The following is a 26,174-nucleotide window of genomic DNA, read 5'->3' as shown; positions in this document are numbered from 1 at the left end:
CCGTCTTCGGCTGCACGACCCGCACCGACCGACCACCCGCGAGGAACGCGCCGACCTCCTCGACCGGCCGGACCGTCGCGGACAGCCCGATCCGCTGGGCGGGCCGCTCCAACAGCGAGTCCAGCCGTTCGAGTGACAGTGCGAGGTGCGCGCCGCGCTTCGTGCCCGCCACCGCGTGCACCTCGTCCACGATCACCGTCTCGACACCGCGCAACGACTCCCGCGCCGCCGACGTGAGCACCAGGAACAGCGACTCAGGCGTGGTGACCAGCACGTCCGGCGGCGTCCGCGCGAACGCCCGCCGCGCGTCCGCCGGTGTGTCGCCGGTGCGCATGCCGACCGTGATGTCCGGTTCGGGCAGCGACAGCCGGTGCGCGGCCTGCCGGATGCCCGCCAACGGCGCGCGCAGGTTCCGCTCCACGTCCACTGCCAGCGCCTTCAGCGGCGAGACGTACAGCAACCGGCACCGCCGCTTCGGCTCGGCGGGCTTCGGCGTGGACGCCAGCCGGTCCAGCGCCCAGAGGAACGCGGCCAACGTCTTGCCGGACCCCGTCGGCGCGATGACCAGCGCGTGTTCGCCGGCCGCCGCCGCCTCCCACGCGCCCACCTGTGCCGCGGTGGGCGCGGCGAAGGCCCCGGCGAACCACTGCCGGGTCGCGGGGGAGAACGCGGACAGAACTTCCATGCCGTCCATAGTGAACCCGGGGTCCGACAATTTTGGTTTGTGGCACGATCACCCCGTTCGAAACCAAAGGGGTGACCGTGCGCGTCCTGTCCGTCGACCTGGGCACTTCCAACACCGTCGCGGTGCTCGCCGCGCACGGCCGGCCGCCCCGGGTCGTGGAGGTGGACGGTTCGGCCACCATGCCGTCGGCCGTCTACTGCGAAGAGGACGGCACCCTCGTGGTCGGCCGTGACGCGGAGCGCCGCGCCCGCCTCGACCCGGCCCGCTTCGAACCCAACCCCAAGCGTCGCGTGGACGACGGCGTGCTGCTCCTCGGCGACAACGTCGTCCCGGTCACCGACGCGCTGGCCGCCGTGCTGCGCCGCGTCCTGGACGAGACCAACCGCCAGCTGGGCGGCGAGTCGCTGGACGAGGTCCGCCTCACCCACCCCGCCCAGTGGGGCCTGACCCGCCGCAACGTGCTGCTGTCCGCGGCACGCCTCTCGGGCGCCAAGGGCGAGGTCGTGCTGGTCCCGGAGCCGGTCGCCGCCGCCTCCCACTACGCCTCGCTCGCCGTCGGCCAGGCGCTCGCGGTGTACGACCTCGGTGCCGGCACGTTCGACGTGGCCATCGTCGGCGCCACCCAGAACGGCTTCACCGTGCTCGCCGAGGACGGCCTGCAGGACCTGGGCGGCCTGGACGTCGACCAGGCCCTCCTCGAACACGTCGGGCGGCAGGTTTCGCACCGCGACCCGGCGGCCTGGCAGCGGCTGCTGCGCCCGGAGTCCACCGCCGACCGCCGGGCCCGCCGCGCGCTCCAGGAGGACGTGCGTGCCGCCAAGGAGTCGTTGTCGCGGCACGCGCACACCGAGGTGCCGATGCCGGAGCCGTTCGAGGACGTGCTGGTCAACCGGTCCGACCTGGAAGCCCTGGTCCGGCCGAGCATGATGCGCAGCGTGGAGCTGCTGGAGTCCACGATCCGCTCCACCGGCATGGCGCCCAACCAGCTCGCGGGCATCTACCTGGTCGGCGGCGCCAGCCGCATCCCGCTGGTCGCGACGATGATCGCCGAGCAGGTGCGGATCGTGCCGACGAGCCTGGACCAGCCGGAGACCTCGGTGGCCCTGGGCGCGCACCACGTCCCCAAGAACGGCGTCACCCCGCGCTCCCAGGAGACGACCAGGCCCAAGGAGCCGGACACGGTCGTCACCAAGCCGGTGAACCCGAACACCAGCGGCGGGTACCAGGCAAACCCCGCGACCGGCGGCGGCTACCAGGCCAACCCCGCGACCAGCGGCGCGTACCAGGTGAACCCGGGTGTCAGCGGTCCGTACCAGGTGAACCCGAACGCCAGCGGTCCGTACCAGGTCAACCCGAACGCCAGCGGCGCGTACCAGGTCAACCCTGCGGTCAGCGGGCCCTACCAGGTGAACCCGCCGACCGGGCCGCAGCAGTTCAACTTCCCGACCGTCACGCGCCAGTTGCCCGCGGAGAAGAAGAAGCCCAGCCGGACCATGCTGATCTCGATCGGCGCGGCGGTGGTGGTGCTCGCGCTGGCCGTGGTCGGCGGGCTCGTCGCGTTCAGCGGGCCGGGCGTGCCCACCGCGCAGGACTGCAAGAACGACACCCAGCAGGACGACAAGGGCTTCACCGAGTGCCTGCGCCGCCTCGCGGGCACGATCCCGGACACCAGCACGTGCAAGGCGGGCGGCACGCCGGGTGTCGGCGGCGTCAACGCCATCAAGGGCACCGTGGTCAGCTGCTCGGTGAAGGACGACTACTCGGTCCAGTACGTCCTCACCGAGACGGTCGTCGGCGCGCAGCACGGCGCCGAGGCCGTCGTGCAGTCGCTCAAGGCCGACATGGTCGAGGCGCAGTGGGCGGGCAACGGGCTCAAGGGCAAGTACCGCGCAGCCGCCGACGGCGGGCTCGGGCTGCTCGTGTTCACCGCGGACGACCTCCCGTTGCTGGGCATCGTGACGAAGAGCGGCGGCGAGGAGCTGTCCGCGGACCAGGTCGCGGACTTCTTCGAGGCGACGGTCCAACCCGGCACCTGACCCGGACGGTGGCTGGCCGCGCCACCGGTCCTTTGGCACGATCAAGATCGTGACCGTGGTCGACGTCGTGCAGCGCAGGGTCCTGCGGGTGCTGGCGGTGACCCAGGTGCTCGGCGCGGCGGGCGTCACCATCGGCCTGGCGGTGAGCACTCTCATCGCGGCCGTGCTCGCCGAAGCCGACGTGGTCGGCGGGCTGGCGCAGACCAGCGCGGTGCTCGGCGCGGCCCTGTTCGCGGTGCCGGTGGCCCGGATGGCGGCCCGGCGCGGACGCCGTCCGGCGCTGGTCTTCGGCTACGGCGCGGGCGCGATCGGCGCGGCGGTGGCGGCGTGCGCGGTGGTGCTCGGCTCGTGGCACGTGCTGCTGGTCTCGCTGGTCCTGTTCGGTGCGGCGTCCAGCGCGAACTTCGCCGGCCGGTACGCGGGCGCCGACCTGGCCCACCCCCACCGCAGGGCGCGCTCGGTGGCGCTGGTGGTGTGGGCGGCCACGTTGGGCGCGGTGGCCGGGCCGAACCTGGCCGCACCGGCGGGTGACGTGGCCGTGCGGCTGGGGTTGCCGGTGGGGGCCGGGCCGTACCTGCTGGCGGCCGTGCTGTTCTGCCTGGCCGCGGTCGTGGTCCTGCGGTTCCTCAGGCCCGACCCGTTGGCCATCGCGCGGTCCGCCGTGACGCCCGCGCACTGCGCCGGGGGGATGGGCGAGACCAAGGGCGCGAAGGCGCTGTGGCGGTCGCTGCCCCCGACCGCGAGGCTCGCGCTGGGCGGCGTGACCCTCTGCCACACCGCGATGGTGGGCCTGATGTCGATGACCCCGGTGCACATGGACCACGGCGGCTCGTCGCTGCGCGTCGTCGGCGTGGTGATCAGCCTGCACGTCGCCTCGATGTACGCGGCCAGCCCGCTGTTCGGGTGGATGGCCGACCGGCTGGGCCGGGTGCCGGTGCTGACGATCGGCGCCGCGCTCGTGGTCGCCTCGGCCGGCATCGCGGGCATGGCGCCCTCGCACGACGCGCCGCAGCTCGCCGCCGGTCTGGCGCTGCTCGGCTTCGGCTGGTCGGCGGGGCTGGTGGCGGGATCGGCGCTGCTCACCGAGTCGGTGGAGGTGCTGGACCGGCCGGCCGCGCAGGGCCTGTCCGACCTGTGCATGAACGTCGGCGGCGCGCTCGGCGGCATCACGGCGGGCGTGGTGGTGACCGCGTGGTCCTACGCCGCGTTGGGGCTGCTCGTCGGGTTCACCGCGCTGCCGCTGCTGGTGGCGTGCCTGTTCGCGTCGCTCCAGCGGGTGCGGTGATCAGCGCTTCCGGTTGTACCAGAGCGCCCGCACGCCCACGACGATCGCCGCCACCAGCGCGGCGATCACCGCGATCGTGGCGATCGGCGAAGACATCCCCGTGGGGTCTTCCTGCAGCAACAGCACACGTCGAGGTTAGCGCGCCGCCGCGGCGAATTCGCGGACCCTGGCCGTTTCGCCGGCACTGCGCCAGACCAGTCCCCACTCCACGTGCGGAGCGCCCACCAGCGGCAGGAACGCGATCTTCGGGCGGGTGAAGTAGCCGACCGCGTGCGCGCCCAGCGGGCAGACGCCCTCGCCGTCGGCGATGGCGGCGAGCAGCTCCTGGAACGTCGTGAGGTCCCGTCCGCGCTTCACCGGGACGCCATCGGGAGTCGTGTCACGCCAGTAGGAGGCGCGGAAGACCGTGTCGCGGCCCAGGTCCTCCAGGGTCACGGACTTCTGCCGCGTGAACGGGTGCGTGTCGGGCACGGCGAGCACCAAGGGCTCCTCGAAGACCACCGGACCGGACGTCAGATCGGGCTCGCGCACCGGGAACATGGTCACCAGCACATCGACCTCACCTGCCCTGAGCAGCGCGAACGGGTCGGTGAACGAGGCCTCGCGCACGCGCACCTCGCTGCCGGGGTGGCGGGCGCGGAAGGTGTCGAGGACGTCCGCGACGAGGTCGGCGACGGCCGGCGCCTCGAACCCGACCCGCAGCAGGTCCGTCCCGCGCGCGGCCTCCACAGCGCGCGCTATGCCGTCCACGATCTGCTGGTAGGCAGGTGCGAGGTCGTCCCGCAGTCTGCGGCCGATGGGGGTCAGGGCGACGCGACGGCTGGTGCGTTCGAACAGGGGCGCGCCGATGCGGCGTTCCAGCTGCTTGACGGACTGGCTGACCCGCGCCTGGGAGACGTGCAGGCGCTCGGCGGTGCGGCTGAAGTGCAGCTCCTCCGCCAGCGCCAGGAAAACCTCCAGGTCACGTCGTTCCATAACCTTCAGGTTATCGTTCCATCCGGTTACCGTCGTTGTTCGGGGTCCTCCGGGCGACGAGTCTCGAGCACATGGAAAACACGCTCCTCGTCCGTTCCGCCCAGGCCGAAAAGCTCGACGCCGACCCGGCCGCCGTCATCACCCTCCTCGCCGACCTGGACGGCCTGACCGGCAACCGGTCCACTTTCCGCGACGGCTCGGACGGCGCGCCGCCGCACTTCCACACCCGAGCCTCGGAGTTGTTCTTCGTGCTCGACGGGACGCTCCAGGTGCTGCTGGACGAGGACGTGGTGACCCTGGAGCGCGGCGACTTCCTCGTCGTGCCGCCACGCGTGCCGCACGCCTTCGGCGCGCTCAAGGGCGCCGACGCGGACGTCCTGTTCGTCTTCACGCCCGGCATGGGCCGGTTCGACTACTACCGGCTGCTCGACCGCGTGCAGCGCGGCGAGGCGAGCCCGCAGGAGATCCGCGACTCGCAGGACCGGTTCGACAACCACTACGTCGACAGCCCGGCCTGGAAGGCGGCGCGGTAACCGCGATCCGTCGGCCGGACGGCTGCCACGCGCGGTCCGGTCCCGTTGTTACCGTGGCACATGACCAGCGAATCCCCTGCGGTGAGACTGCGTCGGCGCGAGCAACTCCGCGACTTCCTGCGGACCTGCCGGGCCCGGCTCACGCCCGCCGACGTCGGCGTGGTGGCGGTGGGCCGGCGCCGGACGCCGGGGCTGCGGCGCGAGGAGGTCGCCGCGCTCGCCGGTGTCGGGGTGTCCTGGTACACCTGGCTGGAGCAGGGTCGCGACATCACCGCGTCGGCCGAGGTGCTCGACGCGATCAGCCGGGCGCTGCGCCTGACCGAGCTCGAACGCGCCCACCTGTACCTGCTGGCCGGCCTCAACCCGCCGCGCGTCGGTGGCGCGCGTGGTGACGCGGTCAGCCCGGAGCTGCGCCGCCTGATCGACGCGTGGGCGCCGCGACCCGCGATCCTCCGGGACCGGTACTGGAACCTGCTCGCGATCAACGACGCGACCCGGACGGTGTTCGGCTACGACGACACCGACCACAACTGCCTGATCACGTTCTTCACCAACGCCCGGTACCGCGACATGCACGTCCACTGGGCGTCGGTCGCGCCGGTCGTCGTCGCCGCCTTCCGTGCCGACGCGGCGCACGCGCCCGCGGACCCGGAGTTCGACCGGGTGGTCGACGCGCTCAGCGCCGTGAGCCCCGAGTTCGCCGAGCTGTGGGCGCGCCACGAGGTCGGCGCACCGGTGCAGGCGGTGAAGGCGATCCACCACCCCGAGGCCGGTGACCTGCTCTTCGACGTGACGACCCTGGCGGTGGCCGACCGCTCGGACCGGTACCTGGAGCTGTGCAACCCGCGGCCGGGCACCGGGACCGAGGAGCGGCTCGAACGCCTGTCGCACCGCGGACTGGTCGCCTCGGTCTGATGGTGGTGGTGCCGCTCCCAGGTTGAGCGCGCACTGTTTGCGCCCCACGCCCGTCGGCACGCTGGTCCCATGACGCACAGCACTTCCCGGTTCAAGGACAAGATCGCGCTCATCACCGGCGGCACGAGCGGCATGGGGCTGGCCGCCGCGCGGAGGTTGCTCGCCGAGGGCGCGCAGGTGGTCGTCACCGGGCGCGACCAGGCCCGGTTGGACGCTGCGGTCGAAGAGCTGGGCGGCGGTGTCCTCGCGGTGCGCGGCGACGTGGCGAGCCTCACCGACCTCGACGCGCTGACGGCCGCGATCCGGGACCGGCACGGGCGGTTGGACGTGGTCTTCGCGAACGCGGGCGTCGCTTCGTTCCGGCCGAACGCCGACGTCACCGAGGCCGAGTTCGGCCGCGTCGTGGACATCAACTTCAAGGGCGTGTTCTTCACCGTCCAGAAGACCCTCCCGCTGCTGTCCGACAACGCCGCGATCGTGATCAACGCGTCGTGGACGCTGCACCGCGGCCTGGCCGGCGCGTCCCTCTACGCGGCGACCAAGGCGGCCGTGCACAACCTGGCGCGCACTCTCGCGGCCGACTTGGCACCCAGGGGAGTGCGGGTCAACTCGGTCAGCCCCGGCTACATCGAGACCCCGATGTTCCACGACAACGTCCCCGTCGAGGCGCAGGCCGCCGTCGTCGCCGCGGTGGCCGCCGGTCGGGTCGGCACCGCCGAGGACGTCGCCGACGCCGTCGCGTTCCTCGCCTCCGGTGAAGCGTCCTACATCAACGGGCAGGACCTCGTCATCGACGGCGGCCTGGTCGCCGCCGCGCGGTGAAGATCCACTGTGGACGACCACGTCGACCGTCCGGCCCGGAAGGCGGCGCGATAGCCTGACGTCGATGCGCATCACGATGTTCCGCCGGCGGATGGCCGACGAGTTCGGCCAGGTCAGAGCGGAGATGGTAGCCGGCGACCACGTGCTGTCCGCCCTCGGTGGCCGGACGCCCGACCAGGCGCTGGAAGCGGGGCTGCCGGTCAAGGAGATCTGGCTGGCCGTCTGCGACGCCTTCGACGTGCCGGAACAGCGGCGGTGACCCGGCGTGTCGGCCAGGCGGTCGAACACCTGTTCGGCTACACTCCCCGACACGACCGGGTGACGACACCCCGCAGGTGACCTGGTCCCCGCCGAAAAATGTCGGACCCCACCCGTAACGTCGGCCCCGACATCGCACAGCGACCCCAAGACACTCCGAGGTGGACTCCAGATGGCACCCCAGGCACCCGACCGGGACAAGGCCCTCGAACTGGCCCTGGCCCAGATCGACAAACAGTACGGCAAGGGCTCGGTCATGCGGCTCGGCGACGAAGTCCGCGCCCCGCTCCAGGTGATCCCCACCGGTGCGATCGCGCTCGACGTGGCGCTGGGCATCGGCGGCCTGCCGCGTGGCCGCGTGGTGGAGATCTACGGCCCGGAGTCCTCCGGTAAGACGACGGTGGCGCTGCACGCCGTGGCCAACGCCCAGCGCAACGGCGGCATCGCGGCGTTCATCGACGCCGAGCACGCGCTCGACCCGGACTACGCCAAGAAGCTGGGCGTCGACACCGACGCGCTGCTGGTCTCCCAGCCCGACACCGGTGAGCAGGCGCTGGAGATCGCGGACATGCTGGTCCGTTCCGGCGCCCTCGACATCCTGGTCATCGACTCGGTGGCGGCCCTGGTGCCGCGCGCCGAGATCGAGGGCGAGATGGGCGACAACCACGTGGGTCTCCAGGCCCGCCTGATGAGCCAGGCGCTGCGGAAGATCACCGGCGCGCTCAGCAACTCCAACACCACCGCGATCTTCATCAACCAGCTGCGCGAGAAGATCGGCGTGATGTTCGGCTCGCCCGAGACCACGACCGGTGGCAAGGCGTTGAAGTTCTACGCGTCGGTCCGGCTGGACGTGCGGCGCATCGAGACCCTGAAGGACGGCGGCGAGCCGGTCGGCAACCGCACCAGGGTCAAGGTCGTGAAGAACAAGGTGGCCCCGCCGTTCAAGCAGGCCGAGTTCGACATCCTCTACGGCCAGGGCATCAGCCGTGAGGGTTCGCTCATCGACATGGGCGTCGACCAGGGCATCCTGCGCAAGTCGGGCGCCTGGTACACCTACGAGGGCGACCAGCTGGGCCAGGGCAAGGAGAACGCGCGGAAGTTCCTGCGCGACAACCCGGACGTGGCCAACGAGATCGAGAAGCGGATCAAGGACAAGCTGGGGATCGGCGCCACCCTCGACGCCGACGACACCGTCCCGGCGGCGCCGGTCGAGTTCTAACCTGGCATGGCTGGACGAGGTGGCCGTGGTCGCGGGCTGTCCCGCGACCCTTCGGCCGACGACACCGAGCCGGTTCCGGTCGACCCGGCGAAGGAGCAGCGCAAGGCGACGGACATCTGCTACGCGCTGCTCACCGCACGGGCCCGGACGCGCGTGGAGTTGAAGGATGCGCTGCTGCGCAAGGGCATCACGGAGCCGACGGCCGAACTGGTGCTGGCCAAGTTCGACCGGGCGGGCCTGATCGACGACGTCGCCTTCGCCGAGGTCTGGGTCCGTTCGCGGCACACCTACCAGGGGTTGGGTAGGCGGGCCCTGGCCATGGAGCTGCGCCGCAAGGGCGTGGCGGACGAGGTGGTCGCCGAGGCCGTCGCAGCGGTGGACGACCAGGCCGAGGAAGACCGGGCGCGGGACCTGGTGCGCAAGAAGCTGCGCACCATGGGTGGCCTGGACGACACCACCAAGATCCGCCGCCTGGTTTCCGCCCTGGCCCGCAAGGGCTACCCGGAAGGCCTCGCCTACCGGGTGGTGCGCGAAGAACTGCGCCGCGCCGGTGAGGACACCACAACCCTGGACGACCTGACCCAGTACTGACCCGTGCTGACCCGTACTGACCTCCAGTACCGACCCGGCACCGGCTAGCCACGCGCGCCCCCGGCCAACTCGCCGTGCCGGAGTGGACGGTCGGCGGTGCCCGACTGGCGGGGTCGCGGTGCCGGAGTGGACGGTGTGCAGTGCCGGAGTGGACGGTTCGGGTGTCCGGGTGGAGAGCTGGGCCTGCGGGGCCAAGGGGTTGGCGGGTCAGGCGCTTGGCGGGTCAGGGGAGTTGGTGGATCAGGGGAGTTGGCGGGCCAAGCGCCAGTACTGGCGCTTCTTCTCCTCGCGGACCACGACGCCGAGTCGGCTCAGCTCGTCGCGCAGGTCGGCCGCGTCCGTGCTGTCGCTCTTGCGCAACGCCTCGGCCCGCACCTTCAACAACGCGTTCGCTCCCGCCGGCAACCCGGGCGTCCCGTCGACCCAGCGCCGGTAGTCGTCCCGGTACGGGTCGCCGCCTTCCAACCACTGGTACCCGTGCGACTGGAACGCGTCCGCCAGGTCCGTCGGCTTCAGGTCGTGGCTCTCCCGGGCCAGCTCACCGGTGTCCACCCCGAGCAGCACGAGCTTCTTGCCGTCCAGGAACGCCCCGGACACCAGCGTCCGGTCGAAGCTCTTGTGCTTGCCGCCCCGCAACAGCTCGACGCCCTCGTTGAACACCTCGACCACGAGCCGCTCGTGCGCCGCGATGCCGGCCACCACCAGCCCGAGCACAGCGCCCAAGGCCACCGACCCGATCGTCGCCCAAGGCTCCGGAATGGACGCCACCAACCGGAACGGCCCCTGCATCGGCGCCCAGGACAGGTCGGCCACCCAACCGGCGACGGACTTCAAGCCCCACACCACGCCCGCACCCACCAGCGGGAACCCGACCGACACCAGCGCCACCTGGCCGTGCGGTTCGGCGACCACGGTGGTTCGTCGCGCGCTCATCCCTCACTACCTCCCCCGAAGTGAACGCCCCAACGCTATCGCCGCAGTCCGCGTGGGCAGGGATCAGGGGGCGAGAGTACGAAGCGGGGCGCCTCCCCGGGAAGGGAGGCGCCCGACAGCCGGAACGTCAGAGGGCAGCGGCGGCGCGGGCCAGTTCCTCGATCCGCGCGAAGTCACCCGAGGCCAGCGCGTCCTTCGGCGCCAGCCACGACCCGCCGACGCACCCGACGTTCGGCAACGCCAGGTAGCGCGGCGCGCTCTCCGGCGTGATGCCACCGGTCGGGCAGAACCGCAGGCCGGGCAGCGGACCGCCGATGGACTTCAGGTAGTCCACCCCGCCCGCGGCCTCGGCCGGGAAGAACTTGAGCGACGTCAGCCCGCGCTCGACCAGCCGCATCGCCTCGGACACGGTCGCCACACCCGGCAGGAACGGTAGCCCGGTGTCCTCGGCCGCGTCCAGCACGCGGTCCGTCGACCCCGGCGTCACGAGGAACGCCGCTCCGGCCTTCGCCGCCTGCTCGGCGTGCTCCGGCGTGGTCACGGTGCCCGCGCCGATCACGATGCCCGGCACCTCCGCCGCGACCCGCTCGATCGCGGCCAGGGCGGCGGGCGTGCGCAGGGTCAGCTCGATCACCCGCACACCACCGCGCAGCAACGCCTGCGCCAGCGGCACGGCGTGCTCGGCGTCGTCCACGACGACGACCGGGATGACGGGCGACAGCGCCAGCAGGTCCGCCGCCGTGGCGTGGGCTGGGGTGGTGGTCACCGGGAAACCTCCTGGTTGAACTGGCCCTCGAAGTGCGAGGCCGCGATCGGTCCGAACACGCTCGCGCCCCGGTCGGCGGGCCCGATCGCCCGGCGCAACGCGGCGAACAGCTCCCGGCCGGTGCCGGTCCACGCCTGCGCGTCCGGCGGGAAGTCCACCAGCTCGCGGTCGGCGAGCTCCGCAGGGTCCACGAACACCTCGAGCGTGCCGGTCTCCGCGTCGATCCGCAGCACGTCACCGTCCCGCACCCGCGCCAGCGGTCCGCCGACGGCCGCCTCCGGGGTGACCTGGATGGCCGCCGGGACCTTGCCCGACGCGCCGGACATCCGGCCGTCGGTGACCAGCGCGACCTTGTACCCGCGGTCCATCAGCACGCCCAGCGCCGGGATGAGCTTGTGCAGCTCCGGCATCCCGTTCGCCTGCGGCCCCTGCTGCCGCACCACGACCACCACGTCCCGCTCCAGCTCGCCCGCCTTGAACGCGGTGCTGAACGCCTCCTGCGACGTGAACACCCGCGCGGGCGCCTCGACGATCCGGTGCTCCGGCTTGACCGCCGACACCTTGATCACCGCCCGGCCGAGGTTGCCGGACAGCATGCGCAGACCGCCGTCGGCCGCGAACGGCTCCGACGCGGACCGCAGCACGTCGGTGTCCAGCGAGTGCGGCGGTCCGGGACGCCACATCAGCACGCCCTCGACCAGCACCGGCTCCTGCCGGTAGCGGTCCAGGCCGGGCCCGGCCACGGTCTGCACGTCGCGGTGCAGCAGGCCGGCGTCCAGCAGCGTCGAGACCAGGTAGGACACGCCACCCGCCGCCTGGAAGTGGTTGATGTCCGCCGAGCCGTTCGGGTAGACGCGGGCCAGCAGCGGCACCACCGAGGACAGCTCGGCGAAGTCGTCCCAGTTCAGCTCGATGCCCGCGGCCGAAGCGATGGCCACCAGGTGCATCGTGTGGTTGGTCGAGCCGCCGGTGGCCAGCAGCGCGATCACGCCGTTGACGACCGACTTCACGTCCACCACGTGCCCGATCGGGGTGTACTCCTCGCCCCGGCTGATCTCCACCGCCCGCCGCGCGGCCTCTTCGGTCAACGCCTTGCGCAGCTTGGTACCCGGCGGCACGAAGCTCGCGCCGGGCAGGTGCAGGCCCATGACCTCGACGACGAGCTGGTTCGAGTTGGCCGTGCCGTAGAACGTGCAGGTCCCGGGGCTGTGGTAGGACTGCGCCTCGGCCTCCAGCAGGTCCTCGCGGGACGCCTTGTTCTCCGCGAACAGCTGCCGCACCCGGGCCTTCTCCGAGTTCGGCAGGCCGGAGTTCATCGGACCGGCGGGCACCAGGATCGCGGGCAGGTGCCCGAACGACAGCGCGCCGATCAGCAGGCCGGGGGTGATCTTGTCGCACACGCCCAGCAGCAGCGCCGAGTCGAACATCTCGTGCGACAGCGCGATCGCGGTGGCCATCGCGATGACCTCGCGGCTGAACAGCGACAGCTCCATGCCCGCGCGGCCCTGCGTGATGCCGTCGCACATCGCGGGCACGCCGCCCGCGAACTGGGCCACGCCGCCGACGGCGCGTGCCGCGTCCTTGATCCACGCGGGGTACTCGTGCATGGGCTGGTGGGCGGACAGCATGTCGTTGTACGCGGACACGATCGCCACGTTCGGGCGACGCAGCGCGCGGAGGAGGTCTTTGTCACCGCCCGTGATCCCGGCGAAGCCGTGCGCGAGGTTGCTGCACGCCATGTCGCGACGGGCCGGGCCCTCCTGCTGGGCCTGGGCGATGCGTTCGAGGTAGGCGGACCGGCCGGCGGCGCTGCGGGCGGCGATTCGAGCCGTCACTTCGGTGACGACGGGATGCACGCTCATGGGTTCGCTGTCTCCGGTGGTGATCACGGGCCGTGGTGGGCCCGGTGGACGACAGCGCTGGCGTCGCACGGACGGACGTGACAGCTCGCACACTATGTCACGAGACATGATCGTCACAAAAACGATTCAGATCATGAGACACGACCGAGGCGGCTGTGGTTCTTGTCACAGCGCTCTCCACTTGGCAGAGTCGGCACACGGACCGGACCCGAGGGAGGTGCTGACCATGACGTCCTCCGAGATCGTGGAGCTGCGCCGGGCGCTAGGCCAGTTGCGCCACTGCGTCGGTGGCCTGCGCGCGCGGTACGGCGACGTGGCCGCGGTGCAGAGGCTGGCCAACGACGTCGAACGCCTGGACATCGACGCGACCGAGCTGCTCGACCTGGAGAGCGCGCCCCGACAACGGGAAGCACCCCGGGTGGAACGGGAGGTGGTCGTCGTGCCCGACACGCCCTACGACCCGAAGCTGTGGAGCGACGCGGACGACGAAGGACTCGGCGGCTACCGCAGTCAACGCACCTGAACGAATCCCGGCCGGCCCCCGCGTGACCACGCGGGGGCCGCTCCCTTTTCCGGCCCGGCACTGTGTCACACGCCACAATGTGTCTCGCACCACAGCATTCCCCACGCCACAGCGAAGTGGAACGAGGTGAGGTATGAGGGCGCAGATCGCCCAGCGCACGTTGCGGACGGACCGGTGGTGGCTACCCCCGCTGACGACGTTCGTGGGCCTGCTCCTGATTTCGATCTACGCGGCCGTGCGGACCTTCATGGGCGACCACTACTGGGTGGACGAGTACCGCTACCTGACGCCGATGTACTCGCCCTGCCTGACCGAGGAGTGCCTGCCGAACGCGGCGCACTTCGGCCGGATCCTGCCCGAGCTGCCCGGGTTCCTCACCCCACCGGTGATCATCATCCCGTTCCTGCTCGGCTTCCGGGTGACCTGCTACTACTACCGCAAGGCGTACTACCGGGCGGCGTGGCTGTCCCCGCCCGCGTGCGCGGTGGCCGAGCCGCACGCCAAGTACACCGGTGAGACCCGCTTCCCGCTGATCGCGCAGAACCTGCACCGCTACTTCTTCTACGCGGCGTCGTTCCTGCTGCTGATCAACATCTACGACACGGCCTTCGCGTTCAGCACGGGCATCGGCCTGGGCAACGTCGTGCTGCTGGTGAACGTCGGGCTGCTCGGCGCGTACACGCTGTCGTGCCACTCGTGCCGGCACATCGCGGGCGGGCGGTTGAAGCACTTCTCCAAGCACCCGGTCCGGTACTGGGCGTGGACGCGGATCTCCAAGCTCAACGCCAAGCACATGCAGCTGGCGTGGGCCTCGCTGATCTTCGTCTGCCTCACCGACCTCTACGTCGCGCTGGTCGCCTCCGGGACGATCTCCGACCTCCGATTCGTCAACTAGGGAGTTGTCTTGCCCGAGGTGGAGCGGCATTCGTTCGACGTGCTCGTGATCGGTGCCGGCGGTGCTGGTCTGCGTGCCGCGATCGAGGCCAGGGAACACGGGATGCGCACGGCGGTCCTCTGCAAGTCGTTGTTCGGCAAGGCGCACACGGTGATGGCCGAGGGCGGCATCGCCGCGGCCATGGGCAACGTGAACTCGAACGACAACTGGCAGGTGCACTTCCGGGACACCATGCGCGGCGGGAAGTTCCTCAACAACTGGCGGATGGCCGAGCTGCACGCCAAGGAGGCCCCTGACCGGGTGTGGGAGCTGGAGACGTACGGCGCGCTGTTCGACCGCACCGGGGACGGCCGGATCAGCCAGCGCAACTTCGGTGGCCACGAGTACCCGCGGTTGGCCCACGTGGGCGACCGCACCGGCCTCGAGCTGATCCGCAGCCTCCAGCAGAAGGTCGTGTCGCTCCAGCAGGACGACTTCGCCGAGACGGGTGACTACGAGTCGCGGCTGAAGGTGTTCCAGGAGTTCACCGTCACCGACCTCGTCCTGGACGACGGCCGGGTGGCCGGCGCGTTCGGCTACTGGCGCGAGTCCGGCCGGTTCGTGCTGTTCGAGGCGCCCGCCGTGGTGCTCGCGACCGGCGGTATCGGCAAGTCGTTCAAGGTGACGTCGAACTCGTGGGAGTACACCGGCGACGGTCACGCCCTGGCGTTGCGGGCCGGCGCGTCGCTGATCAACATGGAGTTCGTCCAGTTCCACCCCACCGGCATGGTCTGGCCGCCGTCGGTGAAGGGGATCCTGGTCACCGAGTCGGTCCGCGGAGACGGCGGCGTGCTGCGCAACTCCGACGGCAAGCGGTTCATGTTCGACTACATCCCCGAGGTGTTCAAGGACAAGTACGCCGACAACGAGGCCGAGGCGGACCGCTGGTACGCCGACCCGGGCGGGAACCGGCGGCCACCGGAGCTGCTGCCGCGCGACGAGGTCGCCCGAGCCATCAACTCCGAGGTGAAGGCGGGGCGCGGGTCGGAGCACGGCGGCGTGTTCCTGGACGTGTCGACGCGCCTGCCCGCCGAGGAGATCATGCGGCGGCTGCCGTCGATGCACCACCAGTTCAAGGAGCTGGCGGACGTCGACATCACCGCGCAGCCGATGGAAGTCGGGCCGACGTGCCACTACGTGATGGGCGGCGTGCAGGTCGAGCCGGACACGGGCTCGTCGTCGGTGCCGGGGCTGTTCGCGGCCGGTGAGGTGTCCGGCGGGATGCACGGCTCGAACCGGCTGGGCGGCAACTCGTTGTCCGACCTGCTCGTGTTCGGGCGCCGGGCGGGTGCGGGCGCTTCTTCCTACGTGGCAGGGCTTTCGGCCCGGCCGGTGTGCTCGGACGACGCCGTGGCCGAGGCGGAACGGGTGGCCGTGGCGCCGTTCTCCGGTTCCTCGGGAGGCGGCGAGAACCCGTACACGCTGCACATGGAGCTGCAGCAGGTGATGAACGACCTGGTCGGCATCATCCGCAAGGCGGACGAGATGGACCAGGCGATCAAGCGGCTGGACGAGCTGAAGCGGCGGGCCGCGACGTTGGTGGTCGAAGGGCACCGGCAGTTCAACCCGGGCTGGCACCTCGCGCTGGACCTGCGGAACATGCTCGTGGTCAGCGAATGCGTGGCGCGGGCCGCGCTGCTGCGCACCGAGAGCCGCGGCGGCCACACACGCGACGACTTCCCGGGCATGGACCCGGACTGGCGGCGGAAGTTGTTGGTGTGCACGCTCTCCGACTCGGCCGTCGACGTCGTGGAGGAACCGCAGATCCCGATCCGGCCGGACCTGCTGGCGTTGTTCGAGCACAGCGAGTTGCAGAAGTACCTGGCCGCGGACGAGCTGGAGGGGTGACATGGGGTACCAGGGGCACTTCCGGGTGTGGCGCGGCTCGGACCAGGGCGGCGGGCTCGAGGACTTCACCGTCGAGGTGAACGAGGGCGAAGTCGTGCTCGACGTGATCCACCGGTTGCAGGCGACCCAGACGCCGGACCTCGCCGTGCGGTGGAACTGCAAGGCGGGCAAGTGCGGGTCGTGCTCGGCGGAGATCAACGGCAAGCCGCGACTGCTGTGCATGACGCGGATGTCGGTGTTCGCGGAGGACGAGACGGTGACCGTGACGCCGATGCGCACGTTCCCGGTGATCCGCGACCTGGTGACGGACGTGTCGTACAACTACCGGAAGGCGCGCGAGATCCCGTCGTTCAGGCCGCCGGCCGGTGTCGGTCCGGGGGAGTACCGGATGCAGCAGGTCGACGTGGAGCGCTCGCAGGAGTTCCGCAAGTGCATCGAGTGCTTCCTGTGCAACAACACCTGCCACGTCATCCGCGACCACGAGGAGAACAAAGAGTCGTTCGCCGGACCGCGGTTCCTGATGCGGGTCGCGGAGCTGGAGATGCACCCGCTGGACGAGGCGGACCGGGTCGGCGAGGTGCAGTCGTCCCACGGGTTGGGGCTGTGCAACATCACCAAGTGCTGCACGGACGTGTGCCCGGAGCACATCAAGATCACCGACAACGCGCTGATCCCGATGAAGGAACGGGTGGCCGACCAGCGCTACGACCCGCTCGTGTGGCTGGGCAACAAGCTGTTCCGGCGGTCCTGACCTGCTCGTACCCCGGTCAGGGCGGTCCGGAACAGGCCGGCGACGTCCACGGCGAAACCGCGTCGCGTCACCCCGAGGTGGCGCAACGCGGGACCGTGGTCCCACGCGACCGTGACCACGGCGCCGCAGAGCAGCAGCCACCAGATCGCCGTCGTGGCCGCTTTCGCCGGACGGGGCCACCCGGCGAAAGCGTCCCGCAGCCGGTCGCAGTGGAACGGGACGTGCCGCTGCTCGTCCGCGAGGATTCGGCCCGCCACCTCGGTGGTGAGCGGATCGCGGGTGCCGTCGCGGAGCGCCCGGTAGTAGCGGAGGGCGACGACCTCGGCGATCAGCAGGACCATCAGCTCCAGGCGGAGCCCCAGCGCCCGCCGGAGCTTGACGAACACCACGTCGGACCAGTGGCTCGCGATCGTCGGGGCGCCGGCCGAGGTCAACAGCAGTTCGAGCAGCCGAGCGTGGTTCTGCTCCTCTCCGACGAACAGCCGCACGACCTTCTTGTAGTCGCCGTCGCCCGCAGCCGCGGCCTTCGCGATCAGGTTCGCGCCGTCACCGGCCTCCCCGACCTGGAACCGCTGCACGCTCTTGACGACCGCGGGGTGGAGTCGTGCGGACTGCGTGAAATCCGGATCACCGACCTCCGACCGCCGCCGCGCCTCCGCCTCGAACTCCCGCACCCACCAGCTGAAGCCGCCCACGATCAGACCTTCCCGTCCGCGCTGTCCCCGTTCCAGCATGGACGGCCCCGCGCCGGTTTCGCGTGGAGATCCGGTGGAGGTCTCGTGCAGACCGGTGGTGGTCTAGAACGTCAGGGGCGAACCGGTCCGCAGGTCCGGCGGCAGTGGTTCGCGGAGGGCCTGCCAGTCGGCCGGAACGTCCGCGCGGCAGGCGACGATGCCGCCGACCATCGCGGCGGTCGTGTCCATGTCACCGCCCGCTTCGACGCAGGCCACGATGGCGGCCCGGTAGTCGTCGGCGTGCGTGGCGGCAGCCCAGAGGGCGAACGGGACGGTGTCCTGGGCGGTCGAGTGGGAGCCGTTGCCCAACTCGTACGCGGCCTCGGCCGTGGAACGCCCGAGCAGCCGGCGGGCGTCCACCACACCGCGGCGCACCTGGGTGTCACCCAGGTGGTCCAACACCGCGTCCAGCAGATCGGGCCCCGGCACCGCCGCCGCAACCGCCACGGCCACCGCTCCCGCGACGCCCTCGGGGTGCAGGTGCGTCACCTCGGCCGACAGGACGGCCTGCGTCACCACGGCGTCGAGGTCGTCGGCGAAGAACGCGCCGAGCGGGGCCACCCGCATCGCCGCCCCGTTGCCACAGGACCCCTCACCCCGGTAGGCCGTCGTCGCGGCCTCCCGCCAAGGCACCCCGTCCCGGATCCGGTGCAACACCACCACCGCCCCGGGCCCGTACCCCCGGTAGGGCTCGCAGTGCTCGGCGAACGAGGCAGCCAACCGGTCCTGGTCGACCCGGCCGTGCTCGTGCAGTTCGGCCAGCAGCAGACAGGCCATCTCGGTGTCGTCCGTCCAGGGCCACGGCCCGGCGGGCGGCCTACCGGCGGCGAGGTCGGAGCGGGAGCGGCCGGGGACGAAGAACTGCGCGCCCAAGGCGTCGCCGACGGAAAGCCCGTCCAGTGATCGGTGTGCGGAAGTGGCAGACATGTGCCGCCAACCCTAAGCCAACCGCTCGACCTTCTTCGTGCGCGTGAGCGACTTCCGCACTCGATCAGCTGCCCTCGGTCCAGTAGCTCTGCAGCCTGGCGACCGCCTCGTCCTTGCCCATCCCGGCCACCTCGGACTCGGGCAGGCCGACACGCGAGATCAACATGTGCACGAGGTCGGCGGGGAGGGCCTCCGCCGGTGGCTCGGGCTTCCCGCGATCGGGCTTGACGCCGTCCTGCGCGCAGGACCAGAACGCGGGCTCGTCGACGTCCAGCTGATCACGGAGGATGTGCTTCCAGATGCTCTGGCCGTAATTGCTGCGATCCACCGGGTGCGAGATGCGGGTGCGCAGGGTCCGGCCGTCGACCAGGTCCAGTTCGTAGGTCACGTGATGCGTTCCGGTCCGCCCGCGGGCGTCGCGCACCCGACGCCACTCCTCGACCTCGCAGAAGGTCTCGTGATCCTTGCGCGTCGGCTGTGGCCAGGAAGTCACCGCGCGGTACCCACGAGCCAGTCGCGCAGCTGCTCGTCGTCGCTGAAACTGATCAACTGCACTAATCCCCAGTTGGCACGGTGGTTCGGGACGTCGAGCAGGTGGTCCTGCCAGTCTTCCGCGTACTCCCGCAGCGCGTCGATCATCTCGGTGATCGCCTCGTCGAACGACGGACCGTCAGCGGACACCGGCAGCCCGGGGATGAACACCGACCAGCCGTCGGCCTCGGGAACGACCTGAGCGCGTGACGGAACGATCGACGCCAGGAAGTCGCGCAACCGCTTGACGTCCACGACGGCTGTCGTGGTCGCGTCACGCCGGACTGTGGCGACCCGTCCCTGCTCGGCGGCATCCAGCAAGTCCTTCAGGTGCGCGCGAGCCTCGGTGTAGCTCTCGTAGTGGACAGCGGACATGCCAGCCTCCCGGTGTCCTCACCAGGGTGCCCGTCCGGTCTGAGTACGTCAAGTACGTGACGTACTTAAACGCATGGGGGCTGGGACGCGTTGGTCCCAGCCCCCATGTCGCAGTGAAGCTGTCAGTCACGCCTCACCGCACGTGACTTCCCATCAGTGCGTGATCAGCTGCAGCCCGAGGTGGAGCCGCAGCCCTCGCACAGGTAGCAGGAGCCGGCCGGGCGCATCTTCGTGCCGCACGTCATGCACAGCGGCGCGTCGGCGGCCTTGCCCAGGTGCAGTTCGAGCAGTTCCGTGGAGCTGCCCACCTTCACGTCCTGCGGCTTGGGCTTCTTCTCCTCGGGCGCCGGGGTGGCGGCCGGAGCGGGAGCCGAGTCGACCGACGTGCGCAGACCCTCCAGGTCCACGTCGCCGTTGCCGTAGTCGGCCGACACCTGCGCGGTGCGCTCGTCGGCGGTGAAGATGCCGAGCTGCGCGCGCTTCTCGAACGGCAGGTAGTCGAGCGCCAGCCGGCGGAACAGGTAGTCCAGGACGCTGGTCGCGATGCGGACGTCCGGGTCGTCCGTCATGCCCGCCGGCTCGAAGCGCAGGTTCTGGAACTTCGAGACGTAGAACTCCAGCGGGATGCCGTACTGCAGGCCCACCGAGATGGACATCGAGAACGCGTCCATCACGCCGGCGAGCGTCGAACCCTGCTTGCCGAGCTTGACGAAGATCTCGCCCAGCCCGTCGTCCGGGTACGAACCGGCGTGCAGGTAGCCCTCCGCGCCGCCGACCGTGAACGACACCGTCTGCGACGGGCGCTTCTTCGGCAGGCGCTTGCGCACCGGCCGGTACTCCACGATCGTCTCGGTCTTCACCTCGGACGAGGGCGAGCCCGCACCGACCGCCTTGGCCGTCTTGCCCGCCGACAGCGGCTGGCCGACCTTGCAGTTGTCGCGGTAGATCGCCAGCGCCTTCAGGCCCAGCTTCCAGCCCTGGTAGTAGATCTCCTCGACCTCGGCGACGGTCGCCGTCTCCGGCATGTTCACCGTCTTCGAGATGGCGCCCGAGATGAACGGCTGCACCGCCGCCATCATCCGCACGTGACCCATCGGCGCGATCGACCGGTCGCCCATCGCGCAGTCGAACACCTCGTAGTGCTCGGTCTTCAACCCGGGAGCGTCGACCACGTGACCGTGCTCGCCGATGTACTCGACGATCGCCTCGAGCTGCTCCTCCTGGTACCCCATGACCCGCAGCGCGCGCGGCACCGTCTGGTTGACGATCTGCATCGAGCCGCCGCCGACCAGCTTCTTGAACTTCACCAGCGCCAGGTCCGGCTCGATGCCGGTCGTGTCGCAGTCCATCATCAGACCGATGGTGCCGGTGGGCGCGAGCACGCTGGCCTGCGCGTTCCGCCAGCCGTTGCGGGCGCCGACCTTCTGGCACTCCTGCCACGCCTTGGTCGCGACCTTCTGCACCGCGGCATCGTTCGAGTGGTAGGTGCGCAGCATGTCGTTCGCGGCCGAGTGCTTGCGGATGACCCGCTGGTGCGCCTCGGCGTTGCGGGCGTAGCCCTCGTACGGGCCGACGATGCCCGCCAGCTCCGCGGAACGCTTGTACGCCACAGCCTGCATCAGGGACGTGATCGCGGCGGCCAGCGCGCGGCCACCCTCGGAGTCGTACGCGTGACCGGTTGCCATGAGCAGCGCGCCCAGGTTCGCGTAGCCGATGCCGAGCTGGCGGAACGCACGGGTCGTCTCGCCGATCGCGGGCGTCGGGAAGTCCGCGAAGCAGATCGAGATGTCCATCGCGGTGATGATCAGCTCGACCGACTTGGCGAACAGCTCCGCGTTGAACGTGCCGTCGTCCTTCAGGAACTTCATCAGGTTCAGCGACGCCAGGTTGCAGCTGGAGTTGTCCAGGTGCATGTACTCCGAGCACGGGTTCGAGGCGGTGATCCGACCCGACTCCGGCGTGGTGTGCCAGTCGTTGATCGTGCCGTCGTACTGGATGCCCGGGTCGGCGCACTCCCACGCGGCCTGCGCCAGCTTGCGGAACAGGTCCTTCGCGTCGACGTGCTCGATGACCTCGCCGGTCTGGCGGGAGCGCAGGCCGAACTGGCCGCCGTCCTCGTAGGAGCGCATGAACTCGTCCGACACGCGGATCGAGTTGTTCGCGTTCTGGTACTGCACGGACACGATGTCCTTGCCGCCCAGGTCCATGTCGAACCCGGCGTCGCGCAGCGCGCGGACCTTGTCCTCTTCACGCGCCTTCGTCTGGATGAACTCCTCGACGTCGGGGTGGTCTACGTCCAGCACGACCATCTTCGCCGCACGGCGGGTCGCGCCACCGGACTTTATGGTGCCCGCCGACGCGTCCGCGCCGCGCATGAACGACACCGGGCCGGACGCCGTGCCGCCGGACGACAGCAGCTCCTTGGACGACCGGATCCGGGAGAGGTTCAGGCCGGCGCCGGAGCCGCCCTTGAAGATCAGGCCCTCCTCGCGGTACCAGTTCAGGATCGACTCCATCGTGTCGTCGACCGACAGGATGAAGCAGGCGCTGACCTGCTGCGGAGAGGTGGTGCCGACGTTGAACCAGACCGGCGAGTTGAAGCTGAACACCTGGTGCAGCAGCATCCAGGTCAGCTCGTGCTCGTAGATCTCGGCGTCCTCGGCGGTGGCGAAGTAGGCGTGCTCCACGCCCGCCGCGACGTACGTCTTCACCACGCGGTCGATGAGCTGGCGCAGGCTGTGCTCGCGCTGCGGCGTACCGACCGCGCCGCGGAAGTACTTGCTGGTGACGATGTTGGTCGCGTTGACAGACCAGAAGTCGGGGAACTCGACGCCGCGCTGCTCGAAGTTCACCGAGCCGTCGCGCCAGTTCGTCATGACGACGTCGCGGTGCTCCCAGGTGACCTCGTCATACGGGTGCTTGCCCGCCGTGGTGAAGACGCGCTCCACCTTCAGCTTGGCGTTCTTGTCCCCCGCGCCGTTGCGGGTGGCCGTCCTCTTGCTGGAGCCACCGACGGTCTCCGTCATCCCGGGTCCCTCTCGTCTTTCGAATCGTCTTCGAAGTGTGTCGGCGCGACCACGTCCGGGCTCCCCGTCCGAGGCGGTCGCTCGTTGTCCTGCTGTTGTCCTGCGTCGCCGGTCCTGCACCCGTCAGTCCTGCGGCGCGTCCGCTCAGTCGTCCGTGAGCTGGGCGGTGCGAAGATCGGCGATCTCCTTCTCGAAGTCCTCGACGGACGAGAAGGAGCGGTAGACGGAGGCGAACCGCAGGTAGGCCACCTCGTCCAGGTCGCGCAGCGGGCCGAGGATGGCCAGGCCCACCTCGTGGCTCGGGATCTCGGCGTTGCCGCCCGAGCGGATGGATTCCTCGACGCGGTGGGCGAGCTGCTGCAGGGCGTCCTCGTCGACGGGGCGGCCCTGGCAGGCGCGGCGGACGCCGTTGACGACCTTGTCCCGGCTGAACGGCTCGGTGACACCGGACCGCTTGACCACCGCGAGCACGGCTTCCTCCACGGTGGTGAACCGGCGACCGCAGCTGGAGCAGGACCGCCGGCGGCGGATCACCTGGCCTTCGTCCACCTCGCGCGAATCGACCACGCGGGAGTCCGCGTTCCGGCAGAACGGGCATCGCACGGCTCGTCTCCCCTCCTCCGCGCAGCATCCATCGCGTTAGCCACCATGATGGGGAATACCCCAACCTGTGGACTAACTACAACGGTGTAACCACTAGATGTAGGGGTCAACCTATGCCGCGAGCCTACCGCTCTGCAACTCGGACACGCCCGTTCTCGTCACCCGGTCGGGTGAGTGCGCGCTCCGCGACCCGCCGATCACGGAACGCCCGCCGGCTCGCCGCAGGTCACCGCCAAATCGCAAACGCAAACGCGTGAGTCCTACGTCCAGAACCCGTGAGTCCTACGTTCACGACGCGTGAGTCCTACGTTCCGAACACCCATGTCCTACGTTCCGAACACCCGAGTTCAACGCTCAGGACGCGCGAGTCCAACGCTCGAGACGTCGCCGTGCCGTCCTGAACGTTCAACTCACGGGTTCCGAACGTAGGACACGAGTGTTCCGAACGTAGGACTCACGGGTTCTGAACGTAGGACTCACGGGGTTAGGGGGTGCCGTCGGGGACGACGAGGGGTTGGCCGGGGGTGATGTCGGCGTCGGGGAGGTCGTTCAGGTCGCGGATGCGGGAGACGACGGCATCCGGGTCGCTGTGGGGGGCGTTGCGCTCCGCCACGTCCCACAGGGTCTCGCCCACCTGGACGTGTACGACGTTAGTACGTTCGGGGACGGTGGTGGCCCCTGACGCGTACAGGTAGAGCAGGCTCAGCAGCGCGGCGAACACGGCTGCAGCAGCGGAGTACGCGAGGAACTCGAGTGCCGGGTGGCGCCGGGGCCGCACCTGGCAGGCTGCGGGGTCCGGCGAGGTGCGGTGTACTGCGAGTCGCCGGGCTCGGGTGGCGGGGCGGCGACTGTCCTTGTCCGCCAACTCGAACCGGCGGAGCACGCGCGGTCCGGGTCGCAATCCGGCGCCGAGGGCGACATCCTCGGCACCGGCGCCGTCCACGAGTTCGAAGCTGTTCCGGGTGCCAATGACCACCGCCATGATGCCCTCCATCGCAGGTCATCCGATCCTGATCGAACCTGTGTTCGATCGAACGTCCGTGCGAATGTCTACCACTTCGTCGGGCGAAATCGCTACGACACGCCGAGGTTTACTTCGAACAGGTGTTTGATCTGGACAGGTAACGCGACTACCGTCCACAAGTGAAGATCGTCGGATAGCCGGCCTGGGCAATCGGGACCGGTGAGGAGGAAGCACCGTGGCACGCAAGACAAGCGAAGACCTGCGCACCGCCGATGTGCCCTCCGCGCCCGAACCGGCGGACATCGCGGGCAACGCCGGGCTCACCCTGCGCCAGCGCAAGGTGCTCGACGTGATCCGCGACTGGCTGGACCGGTTCGGCTACCCGCCCAGCGTGCGCGAGATCGGGGAGGCGGTCGGCCTGACCTCCACCTCCTCGGTCGCCCACCAGCTGCGCGCGTTGGAGCGGAAGGGCTACCTGCGTCGCGATCCGAACCGGCCGCGCGCGGTGGGCGTGCTGCCGACCGAGATCGTGACCGGCTTGGACCCGTCGTCCAAGCCGACGCCCGCGTACGTGCCCATGCTGGGCCGCATCGCGGCCGGTGGGCCGATCCTGGCGGAAGAGGCCATCGAGGACGTGTTCCCGCTGCCGCGCGAGATCGTCGGCGAGGGTGACGTCTTCCTGCTGAAGGTCGTGGGTGACTCGATGGTGGACGCCGCCATCACCGACGGCGACTGGGTCGTCGTCCGGCAGCAGCCGACGGCGGACAACGGCGAGGTGGTGGCCGCGATGATCGACGGTGAGGCCACCGTGAAGTCGTTCAAGCGCAAGGAAGACGGGCACGTGTGGCTGATGCCGCACAACGTCGCCTACCAGCCGATCCCCGGTGACGAGGCGACGATCCTGGGCAAGGTCGTGGCGGTACTGCGCAGGCTCTGAAGCGGAAGCTCTGTCAGCGGGAGGCTTTGAAGCGGGCGGCTCTGGCGACGGCGGTTCCGGGAGTCGGCAGGACGTGGAAGGCGGGCGGTCCGGGCCGTGAGGCGCGGGCCACTTACGCCTTTCGCCTGCGTGAACGCCGTACCAGGGCTCCCAGCAGCACCAACGCCACCGCGCCGCCACCCACCACCGGCCACACCGAACGCGGTTCGGAGGACGGGGGAGCGGCCGAAGCGTCACCGCCGGGCGCCGGGGCCTCCGCAGGGGTCGTGGTGGGCGCCGGCGGCTCGGCCAACGCCGCCGCACCGGTGACCGCACGCACGGTCGACGACGTGCTGCCGGCGTTGCCGAACTCGGACGCCGACAGCAGCGTGCCGTCCGGGTCGAACGCGATGGCCTCGCCCTGCGGCTCGCCGGCCAGCGGCACCCGCACCGGGTCGGCCTCCAACGCCTTCGCCAGGTCGCCGTCCGGCACCGGGAACAGGTACGCGTCGGTGTAGGTCCGCAGCGCTGCCACCTTGCCGTCCCGCGACATGGCGCCACCGGTGACCACGCGCGTCACCACGGGGTTCTGCAACGGGCCGCCTGCGGTGTCCGTGCTGCCGATCGACACGCGGGCCACCTGCTCCATCGGCGTCGCCGCGCCCTCGCTCAACCCGGACGCCGGCCGGTACACCAAAGCCGACCCGATCGTTTCCTTCGTGATGATGTGCGGAATGCCCGCGCCGTCCACCAACAATGCTTCGGCGTCATGCTTTCCGTCAGGATACGTGAGTCGGTACAAACGACTGCCGCCGTCCGGTGAAACCGCGTGCAATGCCACGGTTTCCCGCGACTTGCCGTTGTCGCCGGTGTCCGCCGCCCACAGGGTTCCGTCAGGAGCGAGGGCGAGGTCTTCGACGTCGAACGGGTTGTTCGGCGCGGTGATCGTCCGGGTGATCGCGCAATTCCGGTCGAGCACCTGGATCAGCAGCCGGCCGTTGTCGCTGTCGTTCACCGCGAACCACTGGTTGCCGTCGGACGCGAAGCCGGACAGCTCCTCCAGGCGCGGGTCGGTCACCGCGCACACGTCGACGACGGCCGGCTCCGCCGAGGCGGAACCGGCCGTCAACAACAGCCCGACGACTACCGCGAACGCGCGCAA

Annotated in this window: 26 protein-coding genes and 1 pseudogene; 13 read left to right on the top strand and 14 right to left on the bottom strand. The window is 70.4% G+C overall.

What is annotated here, in order from left to right; translation table 11 throughout:
* Positions 1-67: 67 nt before the first annotated feature.
* Positions 68-685, bottom strand: a pseudogene (locus OQ02_RS47110) (DEAD/DEAH box helicase); the annotation flags it as partial.
* Between the two features lie 77 nt (positions 686-762).
* Here OQ02_RS47110 and OQ02_RS05585 point away from each other — a divergent pair.
* Together OQ02_RS05585 and OQ02_RS05580 are read left to right on the top strand one after the other, a co-directional pair.
* Positions 763-2,721, top strand: a complete 1,959-nt coding sequence (locus OQ02_RS05585) for an Hsp70 family protein (RefSeq protein ID WP_033437419.1) — start codon at positions 763-765, stop codon at positions 2,719-2,721.
* Positions 2,722-2,770: 49 nt separating this feature from the next.
* Positions 2,771-4,006, top strand: coding sequence for an MFS transporter (locus OQ02_RS05580; RefSeq protein ID WP_231499887.1), 1,236 nt, complete (start codon positions 2,771-2,773; stop codon positions 4,004-4,006).
* Here OQ02_RS05580 and OQ02_RS46620 read toward each other — a convergent pair whose 3' ends face one another.
* Together OQ02_RS46620 and OQ02_RS05575 are read right to left on the bottom strand one after the other, a co-directional pair.
* Positions 4,007-4,132 carry a hypothetical protein gene (locus OQ02_RS46620; protein WP_269321595.1) on the bottom strand — a complete coding sequence of 42 codons (126 nt, stop codon included), beginning with the start codon at positions 4,130-4,132 and terminating at the stop codon, positions 4,007-4,009.
* 9 nt (positions 4,133-4,141) lie between these two features.
* Entirely contained in the window at positions 4,142-4,981 is an 840-nt protein-coding gene (locus OQ02_RS05575) for a LysR family transcriptional regulator (RefSeq protein ID WP_033437173.1), read from the bottom strand.
* A 71-nt stretch (positions 4,982-5,052) separates the two neighbouring features.
* Here OQ02_RS05575 and OQ02_RS05570 point away from each other — a divergent pair, with 71 nt between their 5' ends.
* From OQ02_RS05570 to OQ02_RS05545, 6 genes are all read left to right on the top strand, one after another.
* On the top strand, positions 5,053-5,514 hold the full coding sequence (locus OQ02_RS05570) for a cupin domain-containing protein (protein ID WP_033437172.1): 462 nt from the start codon (positions 5,053-5,055) through the stop codon (positions 5,512-5,514).
* A gap of 60 nt (positions 5,515-5,574) precedes the next feature.
* Entirely contained in the window at positions 5,575-6,429 is an 855-nt protein-coding gene (locus OQ02_RS05565; protein WP_033437171.1) for a helix-turn-helix transcriptional regulator, read from the top strand.
* 69 nt (positions 6,430-6,498) lie between these two features.
* Complete coding sequence (locus OQ02_RS05560; protein ID WP_033437170.1) at positions 6,499-7,251, top strand: glucose 1-dehydrogenase; 753 nt, start codon at positions 6,499-6,501, stop codon at positions 7,249-7,251.
* Between the two features lie 64 nt (positions 7,252-7,315).
* Positions 7,316-7,510, top strand: a complete 195-nt coding sequence (locus tag OQ02_RS05555) for a DUF3046 domain-containing protein (RefSeq protein ID WP_033437169.1) — start codon at positions 7,316-7,318, stop codon at positions 7,508-7,510.
* Between the two features lie 171 nt (positions 7,511-7,681).
* Positions 7,682-8,728 (top strand): recombinase RecA, encoded by a 1,047-nt coding sequence (gene recA, locus OQ02_RS05550; protein WP_033437168.1) that lies wholly within the window; start codon positions 7,682-7,684, stop codon positions 8,726-8,728.
* Positions 8,729-8,734: 6 nt separating this feature from the next.
* On the top strand, positions 8,735-9,319 hold the full coding sequence (locus OQ02_RS05545; protein WP_033437167.1) for a regulatory protein RecX: 585 nt from the start codon (positions 8,735-8,737) through the stop codon (positions 9,317-9,319).
* A 240-nt stretch (positions 9,320-9,559) separates the two neighbouring features.
* On the opposite strand, the gene OQ02_RS05540 is transcribed toward OQ02_RS05545, so the two are convergent.
* From OQ02_RS05540 to edd, 3 genes are all read right to left on the bottom strand, one after another.
* A complete protein-coding gene (locus tag OQ02_RS05540) occupies positions 9,560-10,252 on the bottom strand; it encodes a YqeB family protein (protein ID WP_033437166.1) in 693 nt (230 codons plus the stop codon).
* A gap of 127 nt (positions 10,253-10,379) precedes the next feature.
* Complete coding sequence (gene eda / locus OQ02_RS05535) at positions 10,380-11,018, bottom strand: bifunctional 4-hydroxy-2-oxoglutarate aldolase/2-dehydro-3-deoxy-phosphogluconate aldolase (protein ID WP_231499886.1); 639 nt, start codon at positions 11,016-11,018, stop codon at positions 10,380-10,382.
* Positions 11,015-12,880, bottom strand: coding sequence for a phosphogluconate dehydratase (gene edd / locus OQ02_RS05530; RefSeq protein WP_033437417.1), 1,866 nt, complete (start codon positions 12,878-12,880; stop codon positions 11,015-11,017). The genes eda and edd overlap by 4 nt, the downstream gene beginning before the upstream one ends.
* Before the next feature lie 226 nt (positions 12,881-13,106).
* On the opposite strand from edd, the gene OQ02_RS05525 reads away from it, so the two are divergent.
* From OQ02_RS05525 to OQ02_RS05510, 4 genes are all read left to right on the top strand, one after another.
* On the top strand, positions 13,107-13,403 hold the full coding sequence (locus tag OQ02_RS05525; RefSeq protein ID WP_033437165.1) for a hypothetical protein: 297 nt from the start codon (positions 13,107-13,109) through the stop codon (positions 13,401-13,403).
* A gap of 133 nt (positions 13,404-13,536) precedes the next feature.
* Positions 13,537-14,298 carry a hypothetical protein gene (locus OQ02_RS05520; RefSeq protein ID WP_033437164.1) on the top strand — a complete coding sequence of 254 codons (762 nt, stop codon included), beginning with the start codon at positions 13,537-13,539 and terminating at the stop codon, positions 14,296-14,298.
* A 9-nt stretch (positions 14,299-14,307) separates the two neighbouring features.
* Complete coding sequence (locus OQ02_RS05515; protein ID WP_033437163.1) at positions 14,308-16,185, top strand: fumarate reductase/succinate dehydrogenase flavoprotein subunit; 1,878 nt, start codon at positions 14,308-14,310, stop codon at positions 16,183-16,185.
* A gap of 1 nt (position 16,186) precedes the next feature.
* Positions 16,187-16,936, top strand: a complete 750-nt coding sequence (locus tag OQ02_RS05510) for a succinate dehydrogenase/fumarate reductase iron-sulfur subunit (protein ID WP_033437162.1) — start codon at positions 16,187-16,189, stop codon at positions 16,934-16,936.
* On the opposite strand, the gene OQ02_RS05505 is transcribed toward OQ02_RS05510, so the two are convergent.
* From OQ02_RS05505 to OQ02_RS42180, 7 genes are all read right to left on the bottom strand, one after another.
* Complete coding sequence (locus OQ02_RS05505) at positions 16,888-17,670, bottom strand: ferritin-like domain-containing protein (RefSeq protein WP_051771880.1); 783 nt, start codon at positions 17,668-17,670, stop codon at positions 16,888-16,890. The genes OQ02_RS05510 and OQ02_RS05505 overlap by 49 nt on opposite strands.
* Positions 17,671-17,733: 63 nt before the next feature.
* Positions 17,734-18,597: an ADP-ribosylglycohydrolase family protein gene (locus OQ02_RS05500; protein WP_033437161.1), complete on the bottom strand. Its 864-nt coding sequence runs from the start codon at positions 18,595-18,597 to the stop codon at positions 17,734-17,736.
* A gap of 64 nt (positions 18,598-18,661) precedes the next feature.
* Entirely contained in the window at positions 18,662-19,090 is a 429-nt protein-coding gene (locus OQ02_RS05495) for a hypothetical protein (RefSeq protein WP_033437160.1), read from the bottom strand.
* Entirely contained in the window at positions 19,087-19,503 is a 417-nt protein-coding gene (locus OQ02_RS05490) for a prevent-host-death protein (protein WP_033437159.1), read from the bottom strand. The genes OQ02_RS05495 and OQ02_RS05490 overlap by 4 nt, the downstream gene beginning before the upstream one ends.
* A gap of 164 nt (positions 19,504-19,667) precedes the next feature.
* On the bottom strand, positions 19,668-22,529 hold the full coding sequence (locus OQ02_RS05485; protein WP_033437158.1) for a vitamin B12-dependent ribonucleotide reductase: 2,862 nt from the start codon (positions 22,527-22,529) through the stop codon (positions 19,668-19,670).
* Positions 22,530-22,673: 144 nt separating this feature from the next.
* Complete coding sequence (gene nrdR / locus OQ02_RS05480) at positions 22,674-23,132, bottom strand: transcriptional regulator NrdR (RefSeq protein ID WP_033437157.1); 459 nt, start codon at positions 23,130-23,132, stop codon at positions 22,674-22,676.
* 484 nt (positions 23,133-23,616) lie between these two features.
* On the bottom strand, positions 23,617-24,114 hold the full coding sequence (locus OQ02_RS42180; protein WP_197043221.1) for a LysM peptidoglycan-binding domain-containing protein: 498 nt from the start codon (positions 24,112-24,114) through the stop codon (positions 23,617-23,619).
* A gap of 241 nt (positions 24,115-24,355) precedes the next feature.
* Between OQ02_RS42180 and lexA the strand changes: the two genes are divergently transcribed.
* The gene (lexA, locus tag OQ02_RS05470; RefSeq protein ID WP_231499899.1) at positions 24,356-25,033 is read left to right on the top strand and encodes a transcriptional repressor LexA; all 678 of its coding nucleotides are present in this window, start codon (positions 24,356-24,358) and stop codon (positions 25,031-25,033) included.
* A gap of 112 nt (positions 25,034-25,145) precedes the next feature.
* Here the strand turns inward: lexA and OQ02_RS05465 are convergent, their stop codons facing one another.
* Positions 25,146-26,174, bottom strand: coding sequence for a hypothetical protein (locus tag OQ02_RS05465; protein ID WP_033437155.1), 1,029 nt, complete (start codon positions 26,172-26,174; stop codon positions 25,146-25,148).

It is taken from the genome of Saccharothrix sp. NRRL B-16314 (assembly GCF_000716595.1).
Taxonomy (GTDB): Bacteria; Actinomycetota; Actinomycetes; order Mycobacteriales; family Pseudonocardiaceae; genus Actinosynnema.
This window is presented reverse-complemented; position numbering and strand designations above follow the sequence as displayed.